The sequence below is a fragment of the uncultured Pontibacter sp. genome (assembly GCF_947502515.1).
Taxonomy (GTDB): domain Bacteria; phylum Bacteroidota; class Bacteroidia; order Cytophagales; family Hymenobacteraceae; genus Pontibacter.
In genome coordinates this window covers 330253-356547 of record NZ_CANNAI010000002.1, presented here as the reverse complement: position 1 = coordinate 356547, position 26295 = coordinate 330253, and the positions used below count along the sequence as shown (strand labels likewise).

28 protein-coding genes are annotated in these 26295 nt (G+C 49.5%); 5 read left to right on the top strand and 23 right to left on the bottom strand.

The genetic code is table 11. The features are described from left to right. Positions 1–57: 57 nt before the first annotated feature. Both Q1A54_RS06290 and Q1A54_RS06285 read right to left on the bottom strand, forming a co-directional pair. Positions 58–339: an excinuclease ABC subunit C gene (locus tag Q1A54_RS06290; protein WP_196114832.1), complete on the bottom strand. Its 282-nt coding sequence runs from the start codon at positions 337–339 to the stop codon at positions 58–60. Between the two features lie 47 nt (positions 340–386). Then, complete coding sequence (locus Q1A54_RS06285) at positions 387–797, bottom strand: hypothetical protein (protein ID WP_299985955.1); 411 nt, start codon at positions 795–797, stop codon at positions 387–389. 178 nt (positions 798–975) lie between these two features. Here Q1A54_RS06285 and Q1A54_RS06280 point away from each other — a divergent pair, with 178 nt between their 5' ends. Continuing rightward, positions 976–1395: a hypothetical protein gene (locus Q1A54_RS06280; RefSeq protein WP_299985953.1), complete on the top strand. Its 420-nt coding sequence runs from the start codon at positions 976–978 to the stop codon at positions 1393–1395. A 31-nt stretch (positions 1396–1426) separates the two neighbouring features. Then, entirely contained in the window at positions 1427–1690 is a 264-nt protein-coding gene (locus Q1A54_RS06275; RefSeq protein WP_196114829.1) for a hypothetical protein, read from the top strand. A 2-nt stretch (positions 1691–1692) separates the two neighbouring features. Here Q1A54_RS06275 and Q1A54_RS06270 read toward each other — a convergent pair whose 3' ends face one another. Further along, positions 1693–1893, bottom strand: a complete 201-nt coding sequence (locus Q1A54_RS06270; protein WP_007656593.1) for a hypothetical protein — start codon at positions 1891–1893, stop codon at positions 1693–1695. A 94-nt stretch (positions 1894–1987) separates the two neighbouring features. Here Q1A54_RS06270 and Q1A54_RS06265 point away from each other — a divergent pair, with 94 nt between their 5' ends. After that, positions 1988–2737, top strand: a complete 750-nt coding sequence (locus tag Q1A54_RS06265; RefSeq protein WP_299985948.1) for a pseudouridine synthase — start codon at positions 1988–1990, stop codon at positions 2735–2737. Here the strand turns inward: Q1A54_RS06265 and Q1A54_RS06260 are convergent. From Q1A54_RS06260 to Q1A54_RS06230, 7 genes are all read right to left on the bottom strand, one after another. Continuing rightward, positions 2723–3079: a hypothetical protein gene (locus Q1A54_RS06260; protein ID WP_230391969.1), complete on the bottom strand. Its 357-nt coding sequence runs from the start codon at positions 3077–3079 to the stop codon at positions 2723–2725. The two genes, Q1A54_RS06265 and Q1A54_RS06260, sit on opposite strands and share 15 nt — an antisense overlap. A 32-nt stretch (positions 3080–3111) precedes the next feature. Further along, entirely contained in the window at positions 3112–4047 is a 936-nt protein-coding gene (locus Q1A54_RS06255; RefSeq protein WP_299985946.1) for a J domain-containing protein, read from the bottom strand. A 127-nt stretch (positions 4048–4174) separates the two neighbouring features. Continuing rightward, entirely contained in the window at positions 4175–4336 is a 162-nt protein-coding gene (locus Q1A54_RS20360; protein ID WP_007656604.1) for a YqaE/Pmp3 family membrane protein, read from the bottom strand. A 589-nt stretch (positions 4337–4925) separates the two neighbouring features. Then, complete coding sequence (locus tag Q1A54_RS06245) at positions 4926–5651, bottom strand: N-formylglutamate amidohydrolase (protein WP_196114807.1); 726 nt, start codon at positions 5649–5651, stop codon at positions 4926–4928. After that, entirely contained in the window at positions 5645–6901 is a 1257-nt protein-coding gene (locus Q1A54_RS06240; protein ID WP_196114806.1) for a glutamate-cysteine ligase family protein, read from the bottom strand. The genes Q1A54_RS06245 and Q1A54_RS06240 overlap by 7 nt, the downstream gene beginning before the upstream one ends. After that, positions 6891–8369: a RimK family protein gene (locus Q1A54_RS06235; protein WP_196114805.1), complete on the bottom strand. Its 1479-nt coding sequence runs from the start codon at positions 8367–8369 to the stop codon at positions 6891–6893. Before Q1A54_RS06235 ends, Q1A54_RS06240 begins: the two co-directional genes overlap by 11 nt. 3 nt (positions 8370–8372) lie before the next feature. Further along, a complete protein-coding gene (locus tag Q1A54_RS06230) occupies positions 8373–9095 on the bottom strand; it encodes a peptidase-C39 like family protein (RefSeq protein WP_299985940.1) in 723 nt (240 codons plus the stop codon). A gap of 198 nt (positions 9096–9293) precedes the next feature. Here Q1A54_RS06230 and Q1A54_RS06225 point away from each other — a divergent pair, with 198 nt between their 5' ends. Next, positions 9294–9980, top strand: coding sequence for an MCP four helix bundle domain-containing protein (locus Q1A54_RS06225; RefSeq protein ID WP_299985938.1), 687 nt, complete (start codon positions 9294–9296; stop codon positions 9978–9980). Between the two features lie 90 nt (positions 9981–10070). Here the strand turns inward: Q1A54_RS06225 and argH are convergent, their stop codons facing one another. The 8 genes from argH to Q1A54_RS06185 all read right to left on the bottom strand — a co-directional run bounded on the left by argH (position 10071) and on the right by Q1A54_RS06185 (position 19052). Continuing rightward, positions 10071–11402: an argininosuccinate lyase gene (gene argH, locus Q1A54_RS06220; protein ID WP_299985936.1), complete on the bottom strand. Its 1332-nt coding sequence runs from the start codon at positions 11400–11402 to the stop codon at positions 10071–10073. A gap of 189 nt (positions 11403–11591) precedes the next feature. Further along, positions 11592–12656, bottom strand: a complete 1065-nt coding sequence (locus Q1A54_RS06215; RefSeq protein ID WP_299985934.1) for a M20 family metallo-hydrolase — start codon at positions 12654–12656, stop codon at positions 11592–11594. Then, positions 12649–13446 (bottom strand): acetylglutamate kinase, encoded by a 798-nt coding sequence (argB, locus tag Q1A54_RS06210; protein ID WP_299985932.1) that lies wholly within the window; start codon positions 13444–13446, stop codon positions 12649–12651. Before argB ends, Q1A54_RS06215 begins: the two co-directional genes overlap by 8 nt. Positions 13447–13746: 300 nt before the next feature. Beyond that, positions 13747–14697: an acetylornithine carbamoyltransferase gene (locus tag Q1A54_RS06205; RefSeq protein WP_299985930.1), complete on the bottom strand. Its 951-nt coding sequence runs from the start codon at positions 14695–14697 to the stop codon at positions 13747–13749. Beyond that, positions 14697–15845 carry an aminotransferase class III-fold pyridoxal phosphate-dependent enzyme gene (locus Q1A54_RS06200; protein ID WP_299985928.1) on the bottom strand — a complete coding sequence of 383 codons (1149 nt, stop codon included), beginning with the start codon at positions 15843–15845 and terminating at the stop codon, positions 14697–14699. Before Q1A54_RS06200 ends, Q1A54_RS06205 begins: the two co-directional genes overlap by 1 nt. 333 nt (positions 15846–16178) lie before the next feature. Next, positions 16179–17180 (bottom strand): N-acetyl-gamma-glutamyl-phosphate reductase, encoded by a 1002-nt coding sequence (gene argC, locus Q1A54_RS06195; protein WP_299985927.1) that lies wholly within the window; start codon positions 17178–17180, stop codon positions 16179–16181. Then, entirely contained in the window at positions 17180–18376 is a 1197-nt protein-coding gene (argG, locus tag Q1A54_RS06190; RefSeq protein ID WP_299985925.1) for an argininosuccinate synthase, read from the bottom strand. Before argG ends, argC begins: the two co-directional genes overlap by 1 nt. Positions 18377–18383: 7 nt before the next feature. Further along, entirely contained in the window at positions 18384–19052 is a 669-nt protein-coding gene (locus Q1A54_RS06185) for a GNAT family N-acetyltransferase (protein WP_299985923.1), read from the bottom strand. A 551-nt stretch (positions 19053–19603) separates the two neighbouring features. Between Q1A54_RS06185 and Q1A54_RS06180 the strand changes: the two genes are divergently transcribed. Then, positions 19604–19882 (top strand): hypothetical protein, encoded by a 279-nt coding sequence (locus Q1A54_RS06180; protein ID WP_299985921.1) that lies wholly within the window; start codon positions 19604–19606, stop codon positions 19880–19882. Position 19883: 1 nt separating this feature from the next. Here Q1A54_RS06180 and Q1A54_RS06175 read toward each other — a convergent pair whose 3' ends face one another. The 5 genes from Q1A54_RS06175 to Q1A54_RS06155 form a co-directional block, all read right to left on the bottom strand. Further along, the gene (locus Q1A54_RS06175; RefSeq protein WP_299985919.1) at positions 19884–21131 is read right to left on the bottom strand and encodes an aspartyl protease family protein; all 1248 of its coding nucleotides are present in this window, start codon (positions 21129–21131) and stop codon (positions 19884–19886) included. Between the two features lie 237 nt (positions 21132–21368). After that, on the bottom strand, positions 21369–23990 hold the full coding sequence (locus tag Q1A54_RS06170; RefSeq protein ID WP_299985917.1) for a DUF5686 and carboxypeptidase regulatory-like domain-containing protein: 2622 nt from the start codon (positions 23988–23990) through the stop codon (positions 21369–21371). Positions 23991–24323: 333 nt separating this feature from the next. Next, positions 24324–25058 carry an acetolactate decarboxylase gene (locus Q1A54_RS06165; protein WP_299985915.1) on the bottom strand — a complete coding sequence of 245 codons (735 nt, stop codon included), beginning with the start codon at positions 25056–25058 and terminating at the stop codon, positions 24324–24326. Positions 25059–25131: 73 nt separating this feature from the next. Next, positions 25132–25695, bottom strand: coding sequence for a DUF4256 domain-containing protein (locus Q1A54_RS06160; protein ID WP_299985914.1), 564 nt, complete (start codon positions 25693–25695; stop codon positions 25132–25134). A gap of 23 nt (positions 25696–25718) precedes the next feature. Further along, positions 25719–26201: a hypothetical protein gene (locus tag Q1A54_RS06155; RefSeq protein ID WP_299985912.1), complete on the bottom strand. Its 483-nt coding sequence runs from the start codon at positions 26199–26201 to the stop codon at positions 25719–25721. Positions 26202–26295: the final 94 nt, after the last annotated feature.

Below are 26295 nucleotides of genomic sequence, written 5' to 3'. Positions count from 1 at the left end.
GAACAGACGCCGAAGGCAAACATAGTGTATAACGTAATTTGAAAAGAGGAGTAAAAATCAGCTTAAGGTATCTGCCAGGTCCAGCCAATTTGGGTTCATGGATTCAACGAGGCGAAGGTGCTCATCAGGGCCCGAGGATTTGATGTGGCGCTCACGTACCCGCGCTATTTCTTCCCGGTCATAATGCTCGTAGTACACCAGTTTAGGCTGACTATCGTAAGCACCCTGAAGTGAAATTTGCTGTAGAAGATTTTCAGAAACGCCAATGTTTAACTGAGGCTGCGATTGGTCGCCTATGATGTAAACATAGAAGTGATTTGCGTGCTGGTCTGGCTGCATAAATAAGGTAAGTTTGTTTAATGGTATACGAGTGATGTATCGCCTGGTTAGAAAACCTGCAGCCACTGGCGGGCATCCTCCGGGAGGAAAAAGGTTCGCATGGAAATTCCAGTACTTCTGTCCACTGTATTATCAATTTCGAGCTGTGTAAAGAATTCGTAAGAGTAGATCCAGGCAAAGTATTTTACACCTGCCTCACGCAATTTCGGTATCCAGAACTCGTTCATCCATTTCGTGTCACCTGAGTGCCCTGTCACTTTCGAGTTGTCATTCAGGATCTTGGTAATTTTATACTCATTTACATAGTCAAGTATTTTTAAACAGCCAGTGTGTCCTTTCTCGGTATTCAGCCAGCCTGTCCAGTTTGACAGTAAGATTTTCTCCCTTTGATTAACCCTGATCTCCAGAAATTCACTCTGATGCACCAAAGAGTCCTGATTTTCATGCACATACAACATAACAATTAGCGCTTATATATCTTCTTGTATTTTTTACCTGTTAAATAGACCTAATGTTACTTTAGCCATGTCAATCATTGAACTATCCTAATAATACACTCTTAAATATAACGTTTTTTGAACTTTAAACCCCTTTTAAAGTATTGTATTAACACTGCTCATTCGATAATAAACTTAAATGAATCATTATAAAGACAATTATTGTCATATAAGTTACCTTCCGGATACCAATCAAATCTACCTGAAGTGGCACCTTCCCCCTTGCGAATCAAAACTTATCCAATGTTATGATAAAGGATTTGAAATGGCCATTAAAAACCAGGCAGTAAGCTGGGTGACGGACAATAGTATTGGGTTTCAACCAGACCTTTCGATGCAGCGCGCATTAGCTCAACTGGCAGCTAGTCGGATGAAGCATACGTCTCTTAAAAGATTTGCCCGTGTGACACCGATGGATGTGTTTCAGGAATTATTAACACACAAGATTCTCAATCAAATTAATGACCTGACTGTGAATACCGTAGAGTACGAAGTATTTCATAACCCGAAAGATGCCCAGGTCTGGTGCGCGCAACTTAACCTGCTTTCAGTGAATTAATCAACGAAACCAAACTATACCTTCCAGATTCATGGCGCTTGGACCAAAACTGATCGAAAAGCTCAACAAGCTTTATACGCCTGACAGCAGACTTGACCAGCATTACAATGGCAAAGACCTGACCCTCATCACCAACGAAAACGGAGAGGCGGTTACTTTGTTTATCGGCAAGCGGCTGGAGGATGGTGCCATTTCAGGGGAGCGCTATGTACGCAAGATCGTACGTGATAGCAAAACCGGGAAAGTGCTACGAAGTCATTGGGACCTGAAGGGCAAGGTGACACGAAGTACCTGATCTTAGAGTTCCTGCATGTCAAAGTCTTTGCCACGGCCATACCTGATCAGGTCGTGCAGCATGAATACTTCCAGGGTATGGAGATCCTTCACACGGTAGGCTCCCTCCTCTGGCATGTCCAGCACCTGAAACTCGAAGCGTTCCCCGTAATTCTCCAACACATATTTTTTCCCTCTCCGCAGGTTGTCAAACGATATGGCCATGCTTTAATTTCTTTTTGACGATTTTCGGCAAGTATAGGCAGCTTTCAGGTCAATTCTTAATATATGGCTATCTTTGCCAGAAAAATAATTTAAGGTGCTAGAGATTTTATACGAAGACGAAAGCTATGTAGCGGTGAACAAACCGAATGGACTACTGGTGCACCGCACACGCATTGCTGAGGAAAAGAAAGAGTTTGCCTTGCAAATGCTGCGCGACCAATTGGGTTACCAGGTATATGCCGCACACCGTCTGGATCGAGGTACCTCTGGAGTGCTGCTGTTTGCCAAAAATCCGAAATCAGTTGCGCCCATTGTAAACGCTTTTGAAGAGAAACAGGTAAACAAGGTATACTATGCTATCGTGCGCGGCTATACCCCCGAAAAAGACACGATCGATAGCCCCATACGACCGGATAAGGACCATAAGCACAAAGCGCCACAAGATGCTGTGACGCATTATGAGCGCCTGTCTACTGTCGAGCTGCCTATACCTGTTGGGCGCTACAGCACAGCCCGATACTCGCTTGTGAAGGTGCAACCGGAAACTGGTCGCATGCACCAGATCCGAAAACACTTTGCGCACATCAGACATTACATCGTAGGCGATAAACGGCACGGCGACTGGCGTCATAATCAGATGTTCCGTGAGCGGCTTGAGTCACCTTACATGCTATTGCACTCAGCCACCCTGGCATTTGCGCATCCTGTGCATGGTGGAATAACTGAGCTTAAGGCTCCCCTGCCCCAACACTTTCAGCGCTTATGCCTGCAGTTTGGCTGGGAGGATATGCTGCAGAATGAAAATTTAGTGATGGGTTCTTTCCTTGAATCAGGTATGATGTAGCATTTGCTTCACCATTTCAAGTTGCAGTTGGGCGACAAAGGCATTTCTGGAATCGGCGTTGAGGGCGGTGAGTAGATAGGCCATGCGCGAGAGCCGCCAGTCCTGCACCACTTCGCCGTTTCGTGAGCGGTACACCACTTTAAAATTTTCCTGAAGCGGCACATGCATGCAATTGCACACTTCCGTAGCCCGCTTCACGGCATCGCTCAGTTCCTGCAGACTCTGACATCCCTGCTGCTCCAGTAAGTCGCTGGCATAGCAGGTCAGGTTACGATCTGCCAGGCTATCAACAAAATCTTCGATGGGGTTATGGATACTGATATGGTCGATGGTCATTAACATGGCAAGGTGGGCTTAATGGTGTTCTCTATCTGTTATACGCTGGCGGTCTTGCGTTGATGCAGTTCTCTAAGCCGCTCCATCAGGCTCCGCTCCTCTTCTGTGAGATGCACAGGCAGCTGTACTTCTATTTTTACGTACAAATCGCCGTGCTGGTCTGCTTTCCCATAGACGGGCATGCCTTTTCCCCGCAGGCGAAGCGTTTTCCCGTTTTGCGTGCCGGCCGGTATTTTGAGTTTAATTTTACCGGTCAACGTATTGACCTGTACCTCTCCCCCCAGTATGGCGGTATACATGTCGAGGTTCAGTCTGGTGTGCAGATCATCGCCCTGCCGCTCAAAGCCCGGCAAAGGCTGTACCTGTACGCGTATATACAAATCACCGGCAGCGCCTCCAGCCATGGCAGGCCCACCTTTCCCTTTGATCCGAAGCACCTGTCCGTCAGAAACCCCGGGTTTGGTCGTAATTCGCAATTGCTGCCCGTTGACAGTCAGCAAACGGGAGGTACCGTTATAGGCTTCCTGCATCGTGATAAGCATTTCGGCTTCGTAGTCCTGCCCTTTAGGTGCCCGTCTACCAGATCGGAAACCGCTCCCCTGCTGCGAGAACCCTCCGCCAAAAAACTGCTCGAAGAAATCTGAAAAACCGCTGCCGCCTCCGAACATGTCGCCCATGTCGCCTTCGTAAGAAGCGCCGCCATAGCCACCACCGGGACGCCCCTGGTACTGTCCGCCCTGCTGCTGGAAGTGTCGCCAGTTAGCGCCCAACTCGTCATACTGCTTGCGCTTCTGTTCATCACCTAATACTTCATAGGCCTCACTGATGTCCTTGAATTTCTCCTCGGCTGCTTTGTCGCCTTTGGTTTTGTCGGGGTGATACTTTTTGGCTAAAGCACGGTAGGCCTTTTTGAGCTCAGCCTGTGAGGCAGCTTTCTCTACGCCCAGTATTTTGTAATAGTCCTTGTATTCCATGCCTGTAAAGGTATAAAGGTCAGCTACAGGTATAAAACGCAAACGTGCACAGGGGGTTAAGCAGGTATAAAACAAAAAGCACTGCCCCGGGAGGCAGTGCTTTTGATCAATGATGAATTCGGTAAGTTTAGATGGTATCTGTCACGACGAGCAGTGCGTAGATCACACCCGGAATCCAGAAGAGTAGCGTCAGGATAAGGCTGATCCAGAACTGTGTGCCCAGGCCTACGTGCAGGAATACGGCCAATGGCGGAAGCAGTACTGCTAGAATGATCTTGATGATGCTCACACCGCCACCACGGCGATCCTGCTTCAGGGCTTCGCGCACCTCTTTCTTAAACTCTTTCTTCTCCGCCTTGGTCATGTTGGCCAAACGCTCTTTCGCCATCGCCAGCGCTTCGGCCTCTGTCACCGTCAGTTCTTCTGCAGAAGCAGGGGCAATCGGAGCTACCTTAGGAGTTGGTGCAACAGGAGCGGCAGGTATAGCAGCAACACTAGCCTCCAGTACAGGTTCCTCGTCAGCTTTCTCAGTGGCCTTTTCTTCGGCTGCAGCCATGGCTACTTCGCTCAGCGATATTTCAGGGGCTACCTCCTGCTGTGGCGCAGGCTTCTTCATGTCATGATAAGGGGCCTGCTTGTGGCCGGCAAACTCGTAGTACTTGGCTGAGCTACAGGCAAACATTAGTTGCGCCGCTACCAGAACAAATACCAGATTAAGTAAACTTTTGATCTTCATAGTTTTAGGTTTTTAAAGTATTAAAAATAAAAAGATTGATCCCTGGTAAAGGGTGTAAACTACAGAAAGAGATAGTGCTATGGTTATATGCAAAACTCTTCATATATAACATACAGTACTGTATTACAGCTTATTTTGTTCTCTAAATAGCATTCTCAGATAGCAGGGCCCTATTTCGGAGCACTACTTCCTGCAATGTGGTGGCCAATAAAGCCTGTATTTCCTGCCAGCGGACACCCCCTTGCTGCGGGAATTTCTGGTTAACTTCAAGCTCAATGCCCACATATTCATCTGCTGTGAACTTGCGCCGCAGGTATGTCGGGAAGCCATCGGATATGCCCAGGTATGGGTAATTGAAACGGACCAGCAGTTCTTTGTCGGCTTTGTTCAGAGCGGCTTTCCACTCCTTGCTATAGGCCTGCTCGTGCTTACGCTTGGGATCATAGAGTAAGCCGATGTCAGCCTGCCGCTCCTCCCCATCCAGCACCGGCGTGAAGGTATGGACCGCCACATGCAGCATGCGACGTCCCGCTGACACAAAATCAGAAACCATTTGCTCCACCTGTTCCCGATAAGGCTTGTAGTGTTTTTCAAGAAGGCGCTCCTTCTCAGCGGGCGGCAACACCTGCGTAAATTCAGAGAAGAGCCTGGCATGGTGAAGCGAACGGTTCAGTTCTACCAGCAGCCTGCTTGTTTCAGAGTAGAATCCCACATCAGCTATTGGTTTCATGGTCTGATATAGCTCCAATGCTCCAATGTCGTAGCCCTGGTGCGTTTTCAGCACTTCCTCCTGACCTTGAAAGAGTGGTGCATAGGCAGATGGGATCAGGTTTCCTCCGTGTTCGCAAGTGAGTAATAGTCTCAGCATGGCTTATCAGGTATAAATACACCGCCCTGTCCCAGGCAGCGGGCAAGGCTCAGGTATACGCGATGAATGTCCTCCTCGCCAGGATTTTCCCCCAAGGCTTCGACAATACGCTTGGAAAGGCAGCCGCGTGACAGGATTACATTCAGGGCGTGGGCTACATGGGGTTGTTCTTCCAGATTGAGCGTTTCGGCCACGATGTGCTTCCAAAGCTCACCCACGGTACAATTATCTTCACAATCAAAGCCAAAGCAGTCGATGAAATCGCGGTCATTGATCACGGTTTCCTGTCCGCTGCGCACTACTTGCAGGAAAAGTTCAGACAGTCGGGTTTCGTTCCATTGCTTTAGTTTGTCTACACCTACCCAGCGCTCCCCTACCAGCGCCTGTATGGCCGCTACGACAGCTTGCAACACGGCCAGGTCAGCCACCGGGCTCTCCTGTATATCAATGATGCGGATTTCAATGGCGTTGCGGTCAAAGCGGGCGATGGCACCGCGTGAGTTCAGGAATTCCTCCTGCAGCACACCCTCCGGATCGTAAGGTGCCACCGCTTTATACATGCGGTTCAGGATCTGCTCCTGGTAGTCCTTTTGCGTAAACACAGCCTCGGGCACCACCTTGCCGGCAATGGCTGGAATCTTATCCTGGTTGTGACGGTATACCTCCAGGCGGGTGTCCAGCATACCGGATACCTTACCGTCCAGCACTGGAGATGAAGCTGCAAGCGCAGGAATAAGCGGCAATACCATACGGATGGCAGCATGCAGCTTTCCAAATTCTTCGTCGTTGCCAAAAGGCAGGTTCAGGTGGGTACTCTGCAGGTTAGCCCATCCATGCCCGCGACAGTCAAAAATACGGTTATAGGCTTCGTACACGGCATTATGTTCGTGCGGCCACAGTTTGGTTTCTTTGAAAGGATCCATCAGGGGGTGCGCTCCCGTCGGTAGCAGCATAGCATTATGCTTTTCCAGCATCTGATTTATCTTTTTCACATGCTCCTGAAAGTCATTTTCCAGGCCGATCAAGGTATGGGCAGGGGTCTGCGTCTTGAGCTCCACTACATGCAAAACCAGTTCATTGGACCAGGCCATTTTACCGAACTCTACATCCGACACGTAGGCACCCATCTCATCATAGATCAGTTGATCCGTGATAGGGCGTACCTGCAGCGTGTCCCGGTCTACGATCATGTATTCCATTTCCACGCCATAGCCTTCAAACAGGTGCAGCGTCGCGGTTTTAGTACTCATCTGTTCTAACGTTCTTGTTGTCATCTATGCGTTTCTTTATGGATTTAAGGATAGCGGTATAAAGTTCTTTTTTTAAGATCTGGTCCTCACAGCCCGCGTCAATGCTTGGGTTGTCGTTTACTTCTATCACATAGGCCTTGCCGTCTATCTCCTTTATATCCACCCCATACAGCCCGTTGCCGATCAGGTTTGCCGCCTTTATGGCTGTGTGCAGCACCACAAACGGCACCTCTTCAAAAGGCACCGTCTCGTGATCACCCTCTGTGTCGTTTTTCTTCTTGCCGTTCCAGTTGTATATCTGCCAATGTCCCTTGGCCATGTAGTACTTGCAGGCGTAAAGTGGCTGCTTGTCCATGATCCCGATACGCCAGTCAAAGTCGGTCGGTGTGAACTCCTGCCCGATGATCAGCTCTGAGTCGACGAGCATTTCATCCAGCTCGCGCTGCAGACCTGCACTGTCTTTGGCCTTTACGACACCCTGCGAAAAAGAGCTGTCCGGCTTCTTCAGCACACAGGGTATACCCAGTTCCTGCTCTACAAGTTCGCGGTTGTCTTTGTGGATGATCATGGTCTTCGGTATCGGTACTTTGGCTTTAGTGAGCAACTCCGCCAGGTATACCTTGTTAGTACAGCGCAGGATCGAAATCGGGTCGTCGATCACTACCAAACCGTCAGCGTAGGCTTTACGGGCGAACTTGTAAGTATGGTGATTAACAGAAGTCGTTTCGCGGATGAAGAGGGCATCAAACTCTGGCAAGCGACGGTAATCATCTTTAGTGATCATCTCCACATAGAAGCCCATTCCCTCACCGGCCTCTACAAAGTGCTGCAACGCTTTTTTGTTTGATGGAGGCTCTTTTTCGTCCGGGTCAACCAGGATGGCCAGGTCATAGATTTTGTTGCGGCCGATTTTGGCGCCTGAAAAACGGTGCCGTGCAAAGTAGGATTTGGCAAAACGGAGCAGGTAGCGCAAATGGTGTTCCGGCACGTCGTTGATAGGTATAGCCGAAATACTCTGCAACACCCATTCATCTTTGTAAACAAACTGCGCCCTTAATAATGGAGCCTGAAACAGGTCATGCAAATGCTTACAAAGCTTTTCGTATTTCTTGGCCACGTTCTGCCCGAAGTATATGCTCAGGGTAAAGGACTTGGACCGCAGACTTCCCAGCGTCTTCTGGATCAGTTCATTCAGCTCCACGGTAATGGCCCGCACAATGGTCGGGCTCTTGAGGTCCTGCATGGTGGCTACGCTCGGGATGGGTTTATGCCCCCTTGCTTCAGCCAGAAGCGATACGTAGTAACCCGCACTCTGGTATCTGTAAGAGCGGCACAGGTTAAAAATACGGGCATTTTTTATATCAGTATAGGTAGTATCAGTCAGGTAGGTTTGCACATCCACTACTTCCACGTCTTCAATCGCCACATCCCAGTCTTTGGGATAGTCCACAACTACTATTTTTCGCATGATTTATTCGTCGATAGGTTCAGATTTTGCGGGCTGTATAGCCAGCAGGTTGGCATCGTAGGTAGCCATGCCCAGCATAATGGAGTTGAGCAGGTGCGATGCCTTCACCTCGTAATAATTGTTTTGAAAGAATGGATTCTCCTGGTAAGGGTCCGCCACCACAATGTGTTTCTGATCCTCTGCAAAACCGCAAAGCACCACAAAGTGTCCCATCGGGTAACCTCGCACGTCATCGTAAATGGAGTTGCCGTTTTCGTCGGTGAACTCACGGGCGCTCTGGTAGAGGTAAGTAGCGCTAAGCCCCGTCAGCAGCGGAATGTCCCGCTCAAAATACTCTTTCAAAAGACCCTTAGTCAGGTCAGTACAGCGCAGTTCACCACCCCGTTGCAGAAAATCAATGTAGGCCATGGTAGCCCTTTTGAATTTGGTGCCTTTCTTGAACGCCAACTGCTCCTCCAGTCTGGCAATGATCTCATCATTGCTGAGCTGAAACCAGGTGGGGTCGAAAATATGCAGGTTGTAGGTATAGATGCGGGCCCGGTAGCCACGCTCCAGTGCATGACAAGCCAACAGCACCTCCAGCGTTCCGCCTTCGTCCAGGTAGGGCACTTCCTTGATTACCTCACTAAGTGAGATAGGATCTTTGAAATAGCGATAAACCGCGTGCAAACTTGTAGGTCCGCAAGTGGAATCATCAGGTTGCGTATGGATCTTGATCGGTATCACAGGCAGCTACTTTTGCGTTGCACTTTATATCAGTGTGCCTGTTATACGCGGACCATGCAAGAAGTTATCTGTATTTTAGAAAGAAGAATTAACAATATGCCGCAAGTTCAGCACAATTATTGCGTGTAATTAAACGTGTTTCATTGGGGAATCTAAGCCATAAAACGTATATTGTCTTTTACCTAAAACTTACCTGTTATGAACTGGGCCTATCGGATAACAAAACGTGATAAAGTAGCATTTGCGCTGGGTTCAGTGTTTGCTATCATCATCCTGGCTAACTGGTTTGCCAGCTACAGCATTGGTCGTGTAAGTAATCAGTTCCGTGAAGTATACCATGATCGCCTGGTGCCTTCGCTGGTTATATCAGATGTGATGGAACGCTACTATCAGAACCGTCTGACACTCGAAGACCACATCCTGTCCACCGCTGCATCAGAGCAGGACAGCCTGCATCAGCTGGTGCTGTCAAATACGGAAGAGATCGAGTCGTTGATAAACAAATTTGAAAGCACATACCTGATTGAGCGCGAGAGCGAAGGTCTGGCCACTTATAAGATAGAGTTTAAAAAGCTCGTGGCTGTGCAGGATCGTATTTTACAGCTAAGCAGTGCAGGCGACAAAGCCAAAGCTGAAAACCTGTACCGAACGGAGGGCCATCAGGCCTTTTTGCACCTGCTGGAGCCATTGCATGAGCTGATCGCGCTGCAGGGAGAAGTTGGAAAAGAACTGTACCAGTCGGCTGACAGACAGGTTAAAACGTTGAAAGTACTCTCTTACCTGGTAATCGGTATGTCGGTGTTTATAGCCCTGCTGATCGCTACGCTGCTACAGGCTACCCGCAAGTTGAAGAACATCAAGCCACAGAATTATCACTGGAATTAGATAAGTCAGGTAGCCTACCTGACTTATGAAAAAGGGGAAGCAAGAAATTATCTTGCTTCCCCTTTTTCATGTCAAAACCTGCCGACTCTGTTACTTTACCAATTCGATGATGGCTTTGTTGGCTCTTTCAAAATTGAAGTCGGCTATGGCCTGGTTTATCAAAGAGGCGATTTCGCTGTTGCAAAGATTCCCGATGCTTCCTTCATGGGTATGGCGCACTGCTTCAGGAACAACAAAAGTACCTGCTTCAATTCGCTCTCCTACTACTTTGTAGGCATCCCGGAAAGGCATACCTGCCAGTACCTCCGCATTCACGGCATCCACACTAAACGCATATTTATATTTTTCCTCATCCATGATCTGATCACGCACTTCCAGCTGCGGCAGCATGAAAGTCATCATTTGCAGGCAGTCTTTCAATTCTGTGATAGCCGGGAAAAGTGATTCCTTGAGTAGCTGTAGCTCCCGGTGATAGCCAGAGGGCAGGTTGATGAGCAGCATGGAGATTTCGGTCGGCAGCGCTTGCAGTTTGTTGCACTTGCCACGCATGATCTCAAACACGTCCGGGTTCTTCTTATGCGGCATGATGCTGGAGCCCGTGGTGAGGTTATCCGGCAGACGCACAAAAGCGAAGTTCTGGCTCATGTACAAGCACAGGTCCATGGCCATGCGGGCCAGCGTCGCGGCAACTGAGGCGATAGCTGTACTGACAACACGTTCAGTTTTACCACGGCCCATCTGCGCATACACCACATTGTAATTCATCGTGCTGAAACCTAATAAGTCAGTTGTCATCTGGCGGTTGAGCGGGAAAGATGAGCCATAACCGGCGGCTGAGCCCAGTGGGTTTTTGTCAGTCACTTTGTAAGCCGCCTGCAGCAAAAGCACATCATCTACCAGACTCTCGGCATAAGCACCAAACCACAAGCCGAAAGAAGATGGCATAGCCACCTGCAGGTGGGTATAGCCAGGTAAAAGCTTGTCTTTGTGACGCTCGCTCTGCTCCTGCAGCACATCAAAAAGCGACTTCACCTCTCCTACCAATTGCTGCAGTTCATAGCGTAGGTATAACTTCAGGTCAACGAGTACCTGGTCGTTACGTGAGCGGCCACTGTGGATCTTCTTTCCGGCTTCCCCCAGCTTGCGTGTCAGTTCCAGCTCTACCTGGGAGTGAATGTCCTCTACTCCCGACTCAATCTCAAAATCACCTGCCACGATGCGGTGGTAGATCGCCTTCATCTCCTGCTGCAGGGCATCCAGATCATCCTTCTCCAGCAAGCCTACCTGCTCCAGCATACGCGTATGCGCCAAAGATCCCAGCACATCAAAAGCAGCCAGCTGCATGTCAAATTCAGGGTCACGCCCCACGGTAAACTGCTCGATCTCTTTTTTGACGTCGGTGTTCTTTTGCCAGAGTTTCATGTTTTTGATTGAGTGAATTGGTGAATGAGTGAATTAGCGATTGGTTTTATTAATGCTTAGAACTGCCACTATTAATAGCGCGAGTCATAAATACCTGGTTTGATTTGGGTCGCTCAGACTCCTATTTATTTCTATAATCGAGTATATGGCCCTTAGTTGGTAGTAGGTTTGATTCCCGCTCCTGGTAATCTACTTAACTACTTTTTCAAGGATGTCAATGTATAAGCTTATACCCACTTCTATTTCATTTAGGTAGATATATTCATCCGCCATATGTGAACGGGCAGAGTCGCCGGGACCGAGTTTGAGAGAAGGTATAGAAAGTAGCGCCTGGTCAGAAGTGGTAGGTGAACCATAGGTGCTGCGACCGAGGGCTATACCTGTCTGTACCAGCGGGTGCTCCATCGGTATAGAGGAAGGCTTCAGCCGCATGGAACGGGGCGTCACTTCAGCTTTCACATGCTGCCGGATTACCTCCAGCACTTCTTCCATGCTATAGGCATCGGTCAGGCGCACGTCTACAGTGAACCTGCACTTGTCTGGTACCACGTTATGCTGTGTGCCCGCCTCTATCATCGTCACTGACATTTTCACCGGTCCCAGATGCTCAGACACTTTCGGGAAACGATAGGTCTGGAACCAGGTGATATCCGGTAAGGCTTCGTAAATGGCGTTCAAACCTTCTTCACGGGCAGCATGGCCGGAACGACCTTTGGCTTCACAGTCGAGTACTAACAAGCCTTTCTCGGCCACGGCCAGTTGCATCAAAGTCGGTTCGCCCACGATGGCTGCTTCCAATTCTCCCAGTTCAGGTAGTACCAGCTCCAGACCATTTCTGCCTGATATCTCTTCCTCAGCAGTAGCGGCATACACCAGGTTATATCGAAGCCCTTCCTGCTCATTGAAGTATAGAAAAGTCGCCAATAACGACACAAGGCAGCCCCCGGCATCATTGCTTCCTAAACCGTACAGTTTCCCATCATCTATAGTAGCTGCAAATGGATCGCGGGTATAACCGGTGTTGGGTTTTACGGTATCGTGGTGTGAGTTAAGCAGCAGCGTAGGCAGTACCGGATTGAAATGTTTGTTAAAAGCCCATACATTGTTGTGCTTCCGGTGCACCTCCACTCCTCTTAATTCCATGAAAGCAGCAATCGCATTAGCTGTTTTGTCTTCTTCTCTACTAAAAGAAGGTATAGCGATCAGCTGCTGCAACAGGTCCAATGCCTCTAGGTATAGGTTCTTCTTATCCATGTTTCAAAGCGATAGTCGTGCCTGTGAATCCTTGAGCTGTAGCAAGTGAGGGTAAAGCTTCTGCCTCCCCGATCAGTACCGCACTGACGCCATGTTGCAAGGCAGCAAAAGCGTTGTCGAGTTTTGGGATCATCCCGTCTTTCACCACACCATCGGCCTTCAGGCTGCTATACCTGTGCTGATCGATGTGCAGAATAACAGCATCATCATCTTCGGCATCAGCCAGTACACCCTTTTTCTCAAAGCAATATACCAGCTTCACCTCATAGTGTGGGGCCAGTGCCGTAGCTAACACGGAGGCGATGGTGTCGGCATTGGTGTTGAGCAAACTGCCTTGACCGTCATGTGTGAGCGGAGCAAACACAGGCGTGAGACCTGCCTGTAAAAGCGCTTTTATCGCATTTGCGTTTACAGTCTCCGGACCTGCTATGTCACCGGCAAAACCATAGTCTACCGTTTTAACAGGGCGCTTGGTAGCAGGTATAGCATTGGCATCGGCACCGGTCATACCGATGGCGTTGCAGCCGAGCGCCTGCAGTTGGGCTACCACGTTTTTATTGATGAGCCCAGCATAAACCATCGTCACCAACTTGAGTGTTTCGGCGTCGGTCAGGCGGCGGCCCTCTACGTATGCGGGCTGTATACCCAGTTGCAGTCCAATCGTAGAGGCAATTTTGCCGCCGCCATGCACAAGTAGTTTTGGACCAGGCAGCGAAGCGAAATCAATCAAAAAACGCTGCAACCGCTCCGGGTTATCCAAAACATTTCCGCCAATTTTTATGATGTACATATTGTAATTGAGTGATTTGGTGAATGAGTGAGTTTGTGATTTAGTGAATGAGTGATTAGGCGAATTAGTGATTGAAGGGTTTCCAATCTGTTCATGGAATAAAGCCGTGTATTACCTTATACCCTCGCTCGCGTCCCGCGAGTGTGAGCTATCCGGTGGCGTCCCGCCACATATGCCTTCGGACACAGATAAAAGCGACCAGAGTCAGCCCTATAGCTCAGACTCGCCAGAGGCGAGCGAGGGCTATAGGGTGAGTGTAAAGCCTATAATCACTCAACCACTCAATCAAAAACCACTAAATCATTTCCCCTCCAGCATCCGCTTCAACACAGCCTGCGCCGCATATAATCGGTTGTTCGCCTGCTCGATCACCAGTGAGTTCGGTCCATCAAGTACCTCGTGGCTCAGTTCCAGACCGCGGCGCACCGGCAGACAATGCATAACTTTGGCGTTGTTCGTCAGGGCAAGCTTTTCGTTGGTGATCATCCAACCTTCGCCGTCTGACAACACTTTGCCATACTGCTCGTAGCTTGACCAGTTTTTCACATACACAAAGTCCGCACCCTGCAGCGCTTCATCTTGATTGTGTAGCACCTGTGCGCCTTTTGTAAACTCGTCTGCCAAATCATAGCCTTCTGGGTTTGTGATCACAAGTTCCACATCCGCCTGCTGCATCCACTCTGCAAAAGAGTTGGCCACGCAGTGCGGAATGGGCTTGATGTGCGGTGCCCAACTGAGCACAACTTTTGGTCTTTTCCCAGCCGCAGCCTGCTCTTTGATGGTTACCAGGTCGGCCAGACTCTGCAGCGGGTGTCGCGTGGCCGACTCCAGGCTCACGATCGGAACGCCGGTCAGCTCAATGAATTTGTTTAACAGATCTTCGCTATAGTCCTCTTCTCTATCCTGCAGTTTTGGGAAAGAGCGGATGCCGATGATGTCGCAGTACTGTCCCATCACAGCAGCGGCCTCCCGGATGTGCTCCACCGTGGTGCCGTCCATGATCACGCCATCACGGGTTTCGAGTGCCCAACCCTCTTTGTCGAGGTTCATCACCATCACATTCATGCCCAGGTTCATACCTGCCTTTTGGGTACTCAGGCGGGTGCGCAGACTTGGATTCATGAAGATCAACCCGAGGGTTTTATCCTGACCAAGTGCTTTATGCGCGTAGGGATTCTTTTTGAGTTCGAGTGCTTCGTTCACCAGGGCGGCTACGTCCTGCACATCGTGTACGGAAGTGAATTGCTTCATTAGGCGGTTACTTTTTTACTAAGGATCGTAGAAAATGCTTTCAGAAATTGGTCGGCTTCTGATTTGCTGATGGTGAGTGCCGGCAACAAGCGTAGGGTATTCTTATTAGAAGAACTGCCCGTAAAGATGCCGAACTCATTCAGCAACAGCTTGCGTATACCTGCACAAGGCTCGTGCAGTTCTATCCCGATCATCAGACCCATTGCACGCACTTCTTTCACGCCCGTCATACCTTCGAGTTTCTCAAGTAGGTAATGCCCCATGATGGTCGTATTATATAGTAACTCTTCCTTCTCAATTACCTCCAGCACTGCTATGGCAGCCACACAAGCCAGATAATTGCCACCAAAGGTGGTACCCAGAAATCCATGACGCGCCTCTATTTCCGGGCTGATGAGCACACCACCCACTGGGAAACCATTGCCCATGCCTTTGGCTACGGTGATCAGATCTGGCTTGATGCCTGCATGCTGGTGTGCGAAGAATTTACCGGATCGGCCGTAGCCTGACTGCACTTCATCCAGAATCAGCAGCGCGCCCATCTGCTTGCAGCCGGCTTCCAATGCTTTCAAAAAATCCACACTTGGGATGTTTACCCCTCCTACGCCCTGTATACCTTCCACAATCACGGCAGCCAGTTCCTGTCCATGCTGCTGCAAGGCCTCATTCAAGGCAGCCACATCATTGAAAGGAAGGAAAATGATATTCTCGGTCTGGTTGATCGGCGCTACGATGCTCGGGTCATCAGTGGCAGCAACGGCAGCTGAGGTGCGGCCATGGAAAGATGCCTTAAAGGCGATGACCTTTTTGCGACCAGTCTGGAAGGAGGCCAGTTTCAGGGCGTTTTCATTCGCTTCGGCGCCGGAATTGCACAGGAAAAGGCTATAGTCTACGTAGCCGCTGAGCTTGCCCAGTTTCTCTGCCAGTTCTACCTGCAGCGGATTCTGAACAGCGTTGGAGTAGAAACCAATATCGTATAGCTGACGCGCGATGCGCTTCACATAGTGCGGGTGAGAGTGACCGATGGAGATAACAGCGTGACCGCCGTATAGGTCGAGGTATTTGCGGCCTTCTTTGTCCCAAACAGAAAGACCGGCGGCTCTTACAGGTTCGATATCGAAGAGCGGGTAAACATCAAAGAGGTTCATGGCTATGGAATTAGATGTAGGATGTTAGAAAATAGATGTAAAACAGGGTTCTTGGGTATTGTAGCATGGTTGCTTAAAGTGTTGATGGTTATTTTTTATTGTTAAAGGGTGCTTTTAAAAACAGCTCCCTTAGATTCTGACCCTCGCTCGCGTCCCGCGAGTGTGAGTTATTCAGTGGCGTCCCGCCACATATGCCTCTTGGCATAAATAAAAGCGTCCAGTTGAAAATCCCGAATACTTTCGGGAAGTCCGCCGCATAGCTCACACTCGCGGGACGCGAGCGAGGGTATTATAGAGAGCACGCGAAAGACGCTCGCGCTATAAAATTTACTTTTAAAACGCTGTAGCTTTCAGCTTCAATCCCGTCGTTTCCTCCAGCCCAAACACCAGATTCATGTTCTGCACGGCTTGACCGGCTGCTCCTTTCATCAGGTTGTCGATCAGGCTGGTGATGACAAGCATTTGGCCGTGTTTCTGCAGGTGTAGCACACATTTGTTTGTGTTCACTACCTGCTTCAAGTCCGGGTTCTGGTCTGTAACTAGCGTGAAAGGATGTCCTTTGTAATAGTCCTTGTATAAACCTTGGGCTTCCTCTAGCGATAGGTCCGTCTGCAAATAGGCCGTGATAAAAATGCCTCTTGCAAATGGCCCGCGGTAAGGTATAAAGTGAATCTCCGGCTGACCTTCTTCCTGCAAGCTTTGCAGACTGCGCTTGATCTCGCGCAGGTGCTGATGCTCCATCACTTTATAGGTCGAAATATTCTCAGTGCGCCAGCTGAAATGCGATGTCGCGCTCAGGCTCTGTCCGGCACCCGTTGAGCCCGTAATGCCACTTACATGTACATCAACGTTTAGCAGATTCTGCTTGGCAAGCGGCAGCAAAGCCAGCTGTATACCTGTGGCAAAGCAACCCGGATTGGCAATGTGCTGCGCCTGCTGTATCTGCTCTCGTTGCAATTCTGGCAAGCCGTACACAAAGCTTCTTTCTCCAGCTTCAACCATATCACTTGAAGTATTTTCATTCCAGCGGAAATCCTGACTTAAATCAATGATCTTGGTATCGGCAGGCACTTCGTTTTCAGCCAAAAACTTAGCAGCCTCCCCGTGACCGGCGCACAGGAAAAGCACGTCGACAGGTATAGTCGCATCAGCCGAGAACTTCATTTCGGTTTCGCCCAGCAGATCCGAGTGCGCGGCGTATACCGGCTTGCCCGCCTGACTTCGGCTCTGCACAAAGGCCAGCTCTACGTTCGGGTGCAGCAAGAGCAGACGCAGCAGCTCGCCACCGGCGTAGCCCGCCCCGCCTACTATACCTGCTTTTATCGTGACTGCCATTATAATTCGGTGTTGTTGATCTTGTGGTACATCATGGCCTGGTTGCCGAAAATCTTCGAGAAGCCTTTCACGTCCTCACCCGACCAGGCATTGTTCATCTCCCCGTAGCTGCCAAACTTCGACGACATCAGGTCATACTCTGATTCTATACCTTCTACTTGGAAGCGGTATGGCGCCAGCAGTACGTGCACTTTCCCGCTCACGTTCTCCTGCGTTTCCTGCAGGAAGGTTTCGATGTTGCGCATGGTTGGGTCAATAAACTGTCCCTCGTGCAGCCAGTTGCCGTACCAGGTCGCCAGTTGATCTTTCCAGTAAAGCTGCCACTTGGTGAGCACGTGCTTCTCCAAGGTATGGTGGGCCTTGATGATCACCATTGGGGCCGCGGCCTCAAAGCCAACTCGGCCCTTGATACCGATGATCGTGTCGCCCACGTGGATGTCACGGCCAATGGCAAAGGGGCCGGCTATACCTTGCAGCGCCTGAATTGCCTGTACCGGACTCTCGTATACCTTATCATTTATACCTGTCAGTTCACCTTTCTCAAAATGCAACGTCACACGCTCCGGCTGCTCTTTGGTCAGCTGCGTAGGGTAAGCTGATTCAGGCAATGGCTGATGCGAAGTCAGTGTCTCTTTGCCACCAACCGATGTGCCCCAGATACCTTTGTTGATGGAGTACTGCGCTTTCACGAAGTCGTATTCTACGCCATGCTGCTTCAGGTACTCAATCTCCTCCTCACGGGACAGTTTCATGTCACGGATCGGCGTGATGATCTCAATTTCCGGGATCATCACATGAAAGATCATATCAAAGCGCACCTGATCGTTACCGGCTCCTGTGCTGCCATGCGCCACGTAGTCTGCACCAAGGGCTTTGGCGTGACGGGCGATGGCCATAGCCTGCGTCACACGCTCAGCGCTCACCGACAGCGGATAAGTGTTGTTCTTCAGTACGTTCCCGAAGATCAGGTACTTGATGCAGCTCTGGTAGTAGTACTCCGTCTCGTCCAGATTTGTGTGCTGCGTTACGCCCAAGTCATAGGCACGCTGCTCGGTCTGCTGCAACTCCTCTTCTGAAAAACCTCCGGTGTTCACCAGAACGGAATGTACTTCCAAGCCCTTTTCCTCTTTCAGGTACTTTACACAGTAAGAAGTATCAAGGCCGCCACTAAAGGCTAAAACAACTTTCTTTTTCATGCTATCTTTAAATGCTTGTCGGGTTACTATTAGGATTAGAGTGGCTTTGCGCAAAGGTGCCGTAGCCAACAGGTATAGCCGGTTCTTCAATTGGCGTCAGGATCTGCAGTTGCTCGCGGGCGATCGGCTTTTGCTCACGCGCCGGATCGTAGAGCATGGCGGTGCAAAGGCAGTTGCTGCGGTTTTTCATCACCAGAATCTCGTAGTTTATACAGCTCTTGCATCCACTCCAGAAAGCGTCGTCGTCAGTCAGTTCCGAATACGTTACCGGACGGTAGCCAAGGTCAGAGTTGATCTTCATCACGGCCAAGCCCGTAGTCAGACCGAAGATCTTGGCATCCGGGTACTTGGTGCGCGACAATTCGAATATTTTTTGTTTGATCAGTTTGGCCAGTCCGCTTTTGCGAAGTTCAGGCGACACAATCAGACCAGAGTTAGCCACATACTTGCCATGGCTCCAGGTTTCGATGTAGCAGAAGCCCGCCCAAACACCGTTCATGTCCAGGGCGATCACGGCTTTGCCTTCCAGCATTTTCTGGGCGATATACTCCGGGGTACGCTTGGCAATACCTGTTCCTCTGGCTTTGGCAGATGACTCCATTTCGTCGCAGATCTGCGCCGCGTAGCCAGTATGTTGCACATCGGCAACGGTAATGATAAAAGGTGATGGATTCATTTTGGAAAATATATACCCCGGCTATGGCTGTGCATAACCAGCTGATACAGAACTAAAACAATCGGAAACAATGCTGTGGAAAGGTTATGCAGCTACGCATACCTTCGTCAGGCAACATGTTATCACTATAAGAAATGGGGAAGAATGACCACCACGTAAGCAGTCGGGAAGCACGTCGGCCTAGGGCCTGTAGCGGACCACGGCGTTAATAGCCCTCAAAACTATCCTGGCAGACAGGATAGAAAAAGACGCACCCTTCGGAGAAAGGTGATTTACCATCGCTGATGATAAAGTCGGCTTTTTTTTCATTTTAAAAATTCGGTTCGATCTGTTAAACAGGCCTCTGCCTGTTATGGAAAGCAAAGGTTTTGAAATAATATCGAATTAAACAACAAAGAGTTGTAGTTTATTGTAAAATTTACACAATCTGATAAAATGTTACAACATTTACCTCCCATAGTACTTTGACTCCACCTTAAATCCGGAATATTCAATCAACAGTGAGGTAAGGGCACCTGTGAAAAGACGGGTTTTGTGTATCTTGCGGCACCATGAAAAATCTGTCTTTAAGTGTCATCATCGGCATCCTTTTCTCTGCTATTGGCACTGCCTCCCTTTTCCTGACCCGTGACCCGCTCATGGCTGCCATCTGGCTCAGCTTCGGTAACGGACTTATCTTGTCGAATTTGCGTTTCAGCAGACCTGATGCAGCTGGCAATATGGTAGCAGTACCTGTCCCTAAGATTCGGTTCTATGTCGGCATTGCCCTGATCGTGATGGCTGTGGTGTTGCTAGGAGTACAGGTATACACGGATATGCAGCAGGCCTAAATCAGATCCTGCTCTGCAGAACCATTTCCACGTTTACTAATTTAGAGTCGCGCTTCAGCCTCATTCTCAGCTTGCGACCTGGCTTGGTGTCAAAGAGTTCGAGCAGTTCATCCAGCGCCAGTTCTTTGCAATCGCGGCCGTTGATGTTGATAAGCTGATCGCCGGGCAGCAGTCCGCTCTCCTTGGCCGGGGAGTCGTCTATCACATGCGACACAATGTAAAAGTTAGCACCAGGCAAAGGTGTACTAATCTCGAAACCTGTCATGTTGTAGTAGAACGGGTCGCGATATTTGCGGTTAGGAACGAGTATCATGCGCTCGTGCGGATAGTCAAAAATCACGGTGAATCGTTTCAGAATGTCGGAGCCCAGGTTACCATTGCGGTTCGCAAGGTTGAGCGCTACTTTGATCGACTCCTCGTCCGGAAAGGAAGCAGGCAGATCCTGCAGCTCATACTTTCCAAGTGAAAAACTATTGATCCGCCCGATCTTACCGTTGATGTCGCCGCTTAATCCGCGCCCCAGATAGGCCTCCATCACTTTGGGCGGCAATTGCAGGCGATCGTTCGTGGGTAGGTAGAGCGAAACCGAATGGCTTGCCCCCGTATCGATCACCAGCTTCACTTTAATCGAATCACCATTGTGCTGCCGCACCCCCGCCTCCACATAGGCTTTGGTATTTTCGATGTGGAGCGGGTATACTTCCCCTTTTTTCGGAATTTTGAGCTTAATGTCGGGTCGGTAGAGCGTTAGTGTTTTGCTGCTGTAGTTGATCTTGACAATAAAATTGCGGAAGATATCATACCCGATGATACCGTGTATGGACATACCCATACGGGTCGACAAATTGAAAACATCTTCCATCAGCACATATACCTCGTGGTTCATTCCCATGATGCCCGGCATGCGCATGAAGTTTCCTTTTGAGTAAAGCGCTTCTATCTCGTGCCCGGTGCCCAATCCCTGTATTGTAATTCGACCAGCTTCGTGCAGGCTGAGGGAATCAGAGTAATGCAGGCGTGTAATCAGTGTATTTTTCACACCGGAGTCCAGTATGAAGTTGAGCTGTTTGGAGTCGTTGATCTGCACCGGAATGATGATCAGATTGTGAACCAGCTTGAAGGGAATGGTAATGCTCTTGCGCTTTGATGTAAAGTAAACCGTATCGCTGGCAAAGGCCTGCCCTATTGCTTCGGAAAACAACAGACAGAAGCAAAGACAAAGCAGGATGAAGCGGGAAAACCTTGTCATGATAAAATATACATAAAACACAGACAATCAGTCTTATTAGTATACGTAGATTTTAGATCAAGATGGCATGGATACTGAATAATATTACTTTAGTGCAATATGGCGCAGATTTTTTCTTCCCTGAAAGCACTTTTACAAGGCAGATCGTAACAGAGAAGCGCTGTTATAGCTGTAGGTGACAAGTGGTGTAGCTTCACTTTACAGGTATAGCCAGCGCTTCAGTTCCTATTACGTTGCTTAATTCTGGTTAAACTTCAGAAGCGTAGCTATACCTATCCTGAAACCCATTTCCTGGAAGCTGCGGTCATTGAAAGAGGCCGCCGTTTCGATGCGGAACACCCTGAACACATTATCCAGCGAATAGCCAACTTCATAGTAGTGTGGAGATTGCTGCGTTTTGAGGTAGTTAAAGAAGATGTTCTCTTTTATACCTGTGAAACGCACCTCCGGTATCTGGGTGAGCAGGAACTTGCGGAACTGGTAGTGCGTGTGCGCCGAAAGGTAGCTGCCGTTAGTGCTGTACTGGTAGTAGTCGAGTAGGCGGAAAGATCCGGCCGGTTTGAGGCTACTCAGGATGGTGCGGTTGCCGTCGAAGTGGTTGTAGTCCATGAAGTACATGCTCTTGTTGTTGAGGAACGTGCCCCCGCGCAGCTCAAACTCCAGCTTGCCCCGCACCCCAAAGGCCAGCGCATGGTTGATGCCTAACTGCACCTGGTCAAAGTTCACGTCGCTTCCCAACACCCCTGACACGCCCTTGCGGTACATCAGCAACAGCTCTGGCGATCGCTCCATGATCGGAATTTTGCGGCCGTTGTACAGACGGTAGCGCTGCACAGGACGGTAGCTCACATTGGCCTGCAGCACCAGTGCCTCGTGCTTCGGAAATTCGGTACTTTCCAGCTCAATGTTGTCTGGTGTGCTGGGTGTAAAGAACCTGTCAGCATCGGAATAGAAGAAGCTGCGGTCGGTGTTGTTGTAGAGCTGATTGCGCTGCGACCACTCCAGATTGCCGCTTACTTTCAGCCATACCGAAGGCTTGTACTCAAAGCCGGTTTCGACAAAACTCTTCTCGTAGATCTTCATGTAATTGCGGCGGAATAGCAGCGTGCTGAGTGTGTTGATGTGCGGGTGGATCGGGTTCTCGCTGTTGAACTGCTCCACAAACTGCCCACCTTCTAGGTATAGCAGATGCGATTTACCTTTGTTCCTGACCGTATGCGTCAGCCTTGTCTTGGCATAGAACGTTTCGCTGTCGAAGCCATACCGGAGGGTTGGTGACACCTCAAAGCTGCGGCGCAAACTATCGTACTGGTGACGCAGTTTGCCACTCAGGTTCACGTTCCATCCCTCCACGGTATTGTAATACACGTTGGTGAACGTCGGATCGATGTTGAGGCGCGTGCGCGGCGAAAGCCTGTAACCGCCACCTGTCACGAGGTCCAGCGGCTTGAATTTCCGCTTTTTGATCACCTTGGTAGAGTCCTTGCCCGTCAGCTCAGCCGACCTGATTTGTGCCAGGGAGTCGTCGCGCTGATAACCTCTGAGTTCCTTTTCACTCAAGGGTACCGGACGCACGGAATCCCAGTAGGCGGAGTCACGCTTGGTAGCCAGCTTGTCAACCGTATACCTGCGCTCCGATACCACTTCCGGGTCTTTACGCTCTTTCAGGGCCTCCTTTTCCTGTTCCACGATCAGCTGCCGGAACTGCTTGCGCGTCAGTTTGTCCTGGTTAGCCAATGCTTCCAGATTTGGGTTTCTGTTGTTTGACTTGATAGCGGCAATCGCCTCCGGCACTTCCTCTACTTTCTCGTCGATGATCTCTTTTGGTGCCACCAGTTTTTTGTTGAGCACCACCTGGTAATCAGAGATGGAAGCCAGGTAGCGGAATTCTCCTCCGAAGCCCATCACTTTGCCCGAGAAATGAAACTGGTGCGTGGTCGGCATCCAGACGGCCGGGGCCACTTCGGCATAGTTTTGCTTCACCTTGATCGGGAAGCCCATCATGCTGGTTTTGAGGTCGAGGCTGTGAATGGCCCAGTAGCCCTCGATGATGTAGATGTAACCCTCAAACACATTGTCACCACGTGAACGCGGGGTAACCTTGATCTTGTTGACATCAATGTTGCCTTCCTGAAAACTGCCCTCGTACTGAAACTTGTAATAGGCAAAAGCAGAACGCGACAACGGTGATACCATCTCTACTACTTTATCATCATAGAAACTCGCACTCACAAACGACATCGGCGAAATGGTGCCCTTGTTGTCGCCGGATGTGCGGATGGAAATCACCTTCTCTTCAAACTTGTTCGGCTGCGCAAACTTGATCTCGCTCACCGATTCCATAGTATAAGCTTCGTTCAGCTTCACGCCTTCTTCTTTGAGCTTATTCTTGAGGAAGAAAGGTGCATTGGTCAGTTCGCCCGTACCCTTCACGTATACCTTCATTTTGTAACTGTCGTACTGCAGCTGGTGGTATTTTTTCTTGGAGATAGCCTTGCGCATGATGGTGTAGGCCGGGTCTTCCCCTTTTCCCTTTACCTGCACTTCTTTCAGCGCAAAGGACTGCTCTCCCAGTTTAAAGTCACGCTGCACCCAACTATCGGTGATCTCGACCTGCACCTGCTGTGCTTCGTAGCCAATGTACTTGACTACCACGGTATGCTTTCCTGCCGGCAGCTTGATCTCAAAGTCACCATTGGCATTACTCGAGGAACCGTTGTTGAGGTTCGTGATGTAAACCGAGGCAAAAGGCAGCGCCTCGCCTTGCTGGTTCTTAATGCTGCCGCGTATACCCTGGGCAGAAAGCGAAAGTTGTGACAGCAACAAGAAGAGGATAAGCCAACAGGATAATAAACGCATAGAAATGACGGTCAAATAAATAAGTTTGATTTAGAAGAGACAGATTGGAATCTAGTACCGCGTACAGTAACCGGAACAGATTGCAATACAGGCTTTGGAAAGAGAATAATGCAGAAGGGGCTTAAAGTTAGTTTTCATAAAAAGGGATTAGGGTAGAAGCAGCGCATAAAAGAATACTTACTGCAATATATAGTTAAGATGCTATTTAACCCCAACTGGTTGCATGATTTTCTGAAAAAAATTGAGGAAACACATAAAAAAAACAGCTGCTATACCTGAGGAGAAGCCCCAGGTATAACAGCTGTTATGAAAGCCATGGATTAGTGTGTCTTGTTATACCTCCGGCAGGTATAGCTTCAGCGTTCCGGGCTTGAATGTCACTGCATCCAGGTGCCCCATGTGGGAACGGTCTTTTGTGGTCAGATGCAGGTGCATGTAGGTGTCGTGGTGTGTGAAGACGGCTTTGTGCTCTGTGGAGAAAAAGCCCACCAGATCCACCTCCACCTGATGCAGTTCGTAATTTACCTGTCCCTGGTGCGCTTCGTCTGGTGAGCTGACCGTTGAGCCAGCCGGCAAATTCACGATGTGGATGGTAGCCTGTTCTACTTCGCCACTTACTCTGAATGCAAATGGCCGCTTGCTGTGCTGCGTCTCGCTGTCCAGGTATAGCTCCAACTGTTTAAGCGTGCGGATGGAGTCCGGCAGCATGCGCTCCCGCCAACTTGATACCTGCGCATAAACAAAAAACGGGGCTTTAACATCAAAAGTCTCCTCTACCCGCATACTTTTGTCGCTCGTCACCACCGATTTATAGGACTTGCCATCCAGGATTAGGAGTTCGCCAGCCAGGTACTCTACCGGTCCCAGTCCGTACAGGTGTGTTTTGTCTGAGAGGGAGTCCAGGTCAATGGTTCCGGCCAGTTCGCCTTTCCACATGACGTTGCGCATGGCACCCACTACCTGCACGTCACTTGTGGTAGCTGCATCATGCTGGGCAGCATCAGTCGTGCAGCTGCTCAGGTATAGCATGGCCAGCAGGCTGATCGTTGGAAGAAGTAGCTGTTTCATGATCAAATATAGAATATAACAACGGGTAATTCACAGAAAGTACAGTTCAGCTTTATGTTCTCAAATTTTCGGATCAAACTCTTAGGGAGCCCCGAAAAGCTCGGGCGGCATAGTACGATTGTGCTCCGTTGTGATACACGAAAACATGATCATAGCGTCGGTCGCAAAAAAGAGCACCTCCTAGCTTTCTGATCTCAGCAGGTGTTTGGATCCAGCTCGACGTCTTTAGATCGAATTTCCCAAGCTTTTGCAGCTCCCGGTATTGAGCCTCTGTTAACAGTTCAATACCCATCTCTGACGCCATATCTACGGCGTTATTTTCTGGCCGGTGCTCCTTTCTCGACTCCAAACCTTCGCGGTCATAGCACACGCTTCTGCGCCCTTTGGGACTCTCCGCTGCGCAGTCGTAAAAGATGTACTCTCCAGTCTGCTGATCGTGCCCTACCACATCCGGCTCACCTCCTGTGCGCTCCATTTCGTGCAGCGACCATAGTTTAGCGGGATTCGCCTCCAGTCTGGCTAGCACATCGGTCCAGGCTATACCTACATGGCGTTGCATGTTTTTTTCAAAGCGTGTTTTCAGGGTGCTGAGCAATTCCTCCTGTTGTTCTGGTGATAATCCTTTTGTATTCGCCATGGTTATATCTACTTGATTACTACTTACTTTTTCAAGGTAAAACCAACCGGTACTTTCAGTTTGGCAGAATCATACATGTTGATGTACAGTATGATTGGCTCAGCCAGTCCTTCGTAAGTGATGCTGTACTTGTCGAGCAGACCGCCACCCATCATGCCGTTTTTTGACTGGAAACTGCAGCAGCTCCCAAGCCGGTGATAACTGATGACCTCCCCGTCAGGACCTGCCAGCGCGTTCAGGAATCGTCTTTCATTAAGTGGTCCTTCCGATTTATCAGCACCTCCGACCATGATCGGATTTTTGCTGTCATAGCCGTAGGTTTTGTCCTCGCTAACTTCTGCTATCACGAAAGTAGTTTCATTCAGTAGCTTTTGCTCGTGCACCGGACTACCGTAGTCAACCATACCTTTGGCGGAGGCAGTATTTGAAGTGGAGCCGGTATTTTTGGAGGCGCTACAAGATATAGCCAGAAAAGCGATGGGAATGAGGTAATGTTTTAGCTTCATGTGATTTATGTGGGAGGGTTGTCTTTATGGGAACGGCCTCGTGCATGCGGAGCCTAAAGCGTTAGCGAAGGTTGAGCATGCATTGTGTTGGCAA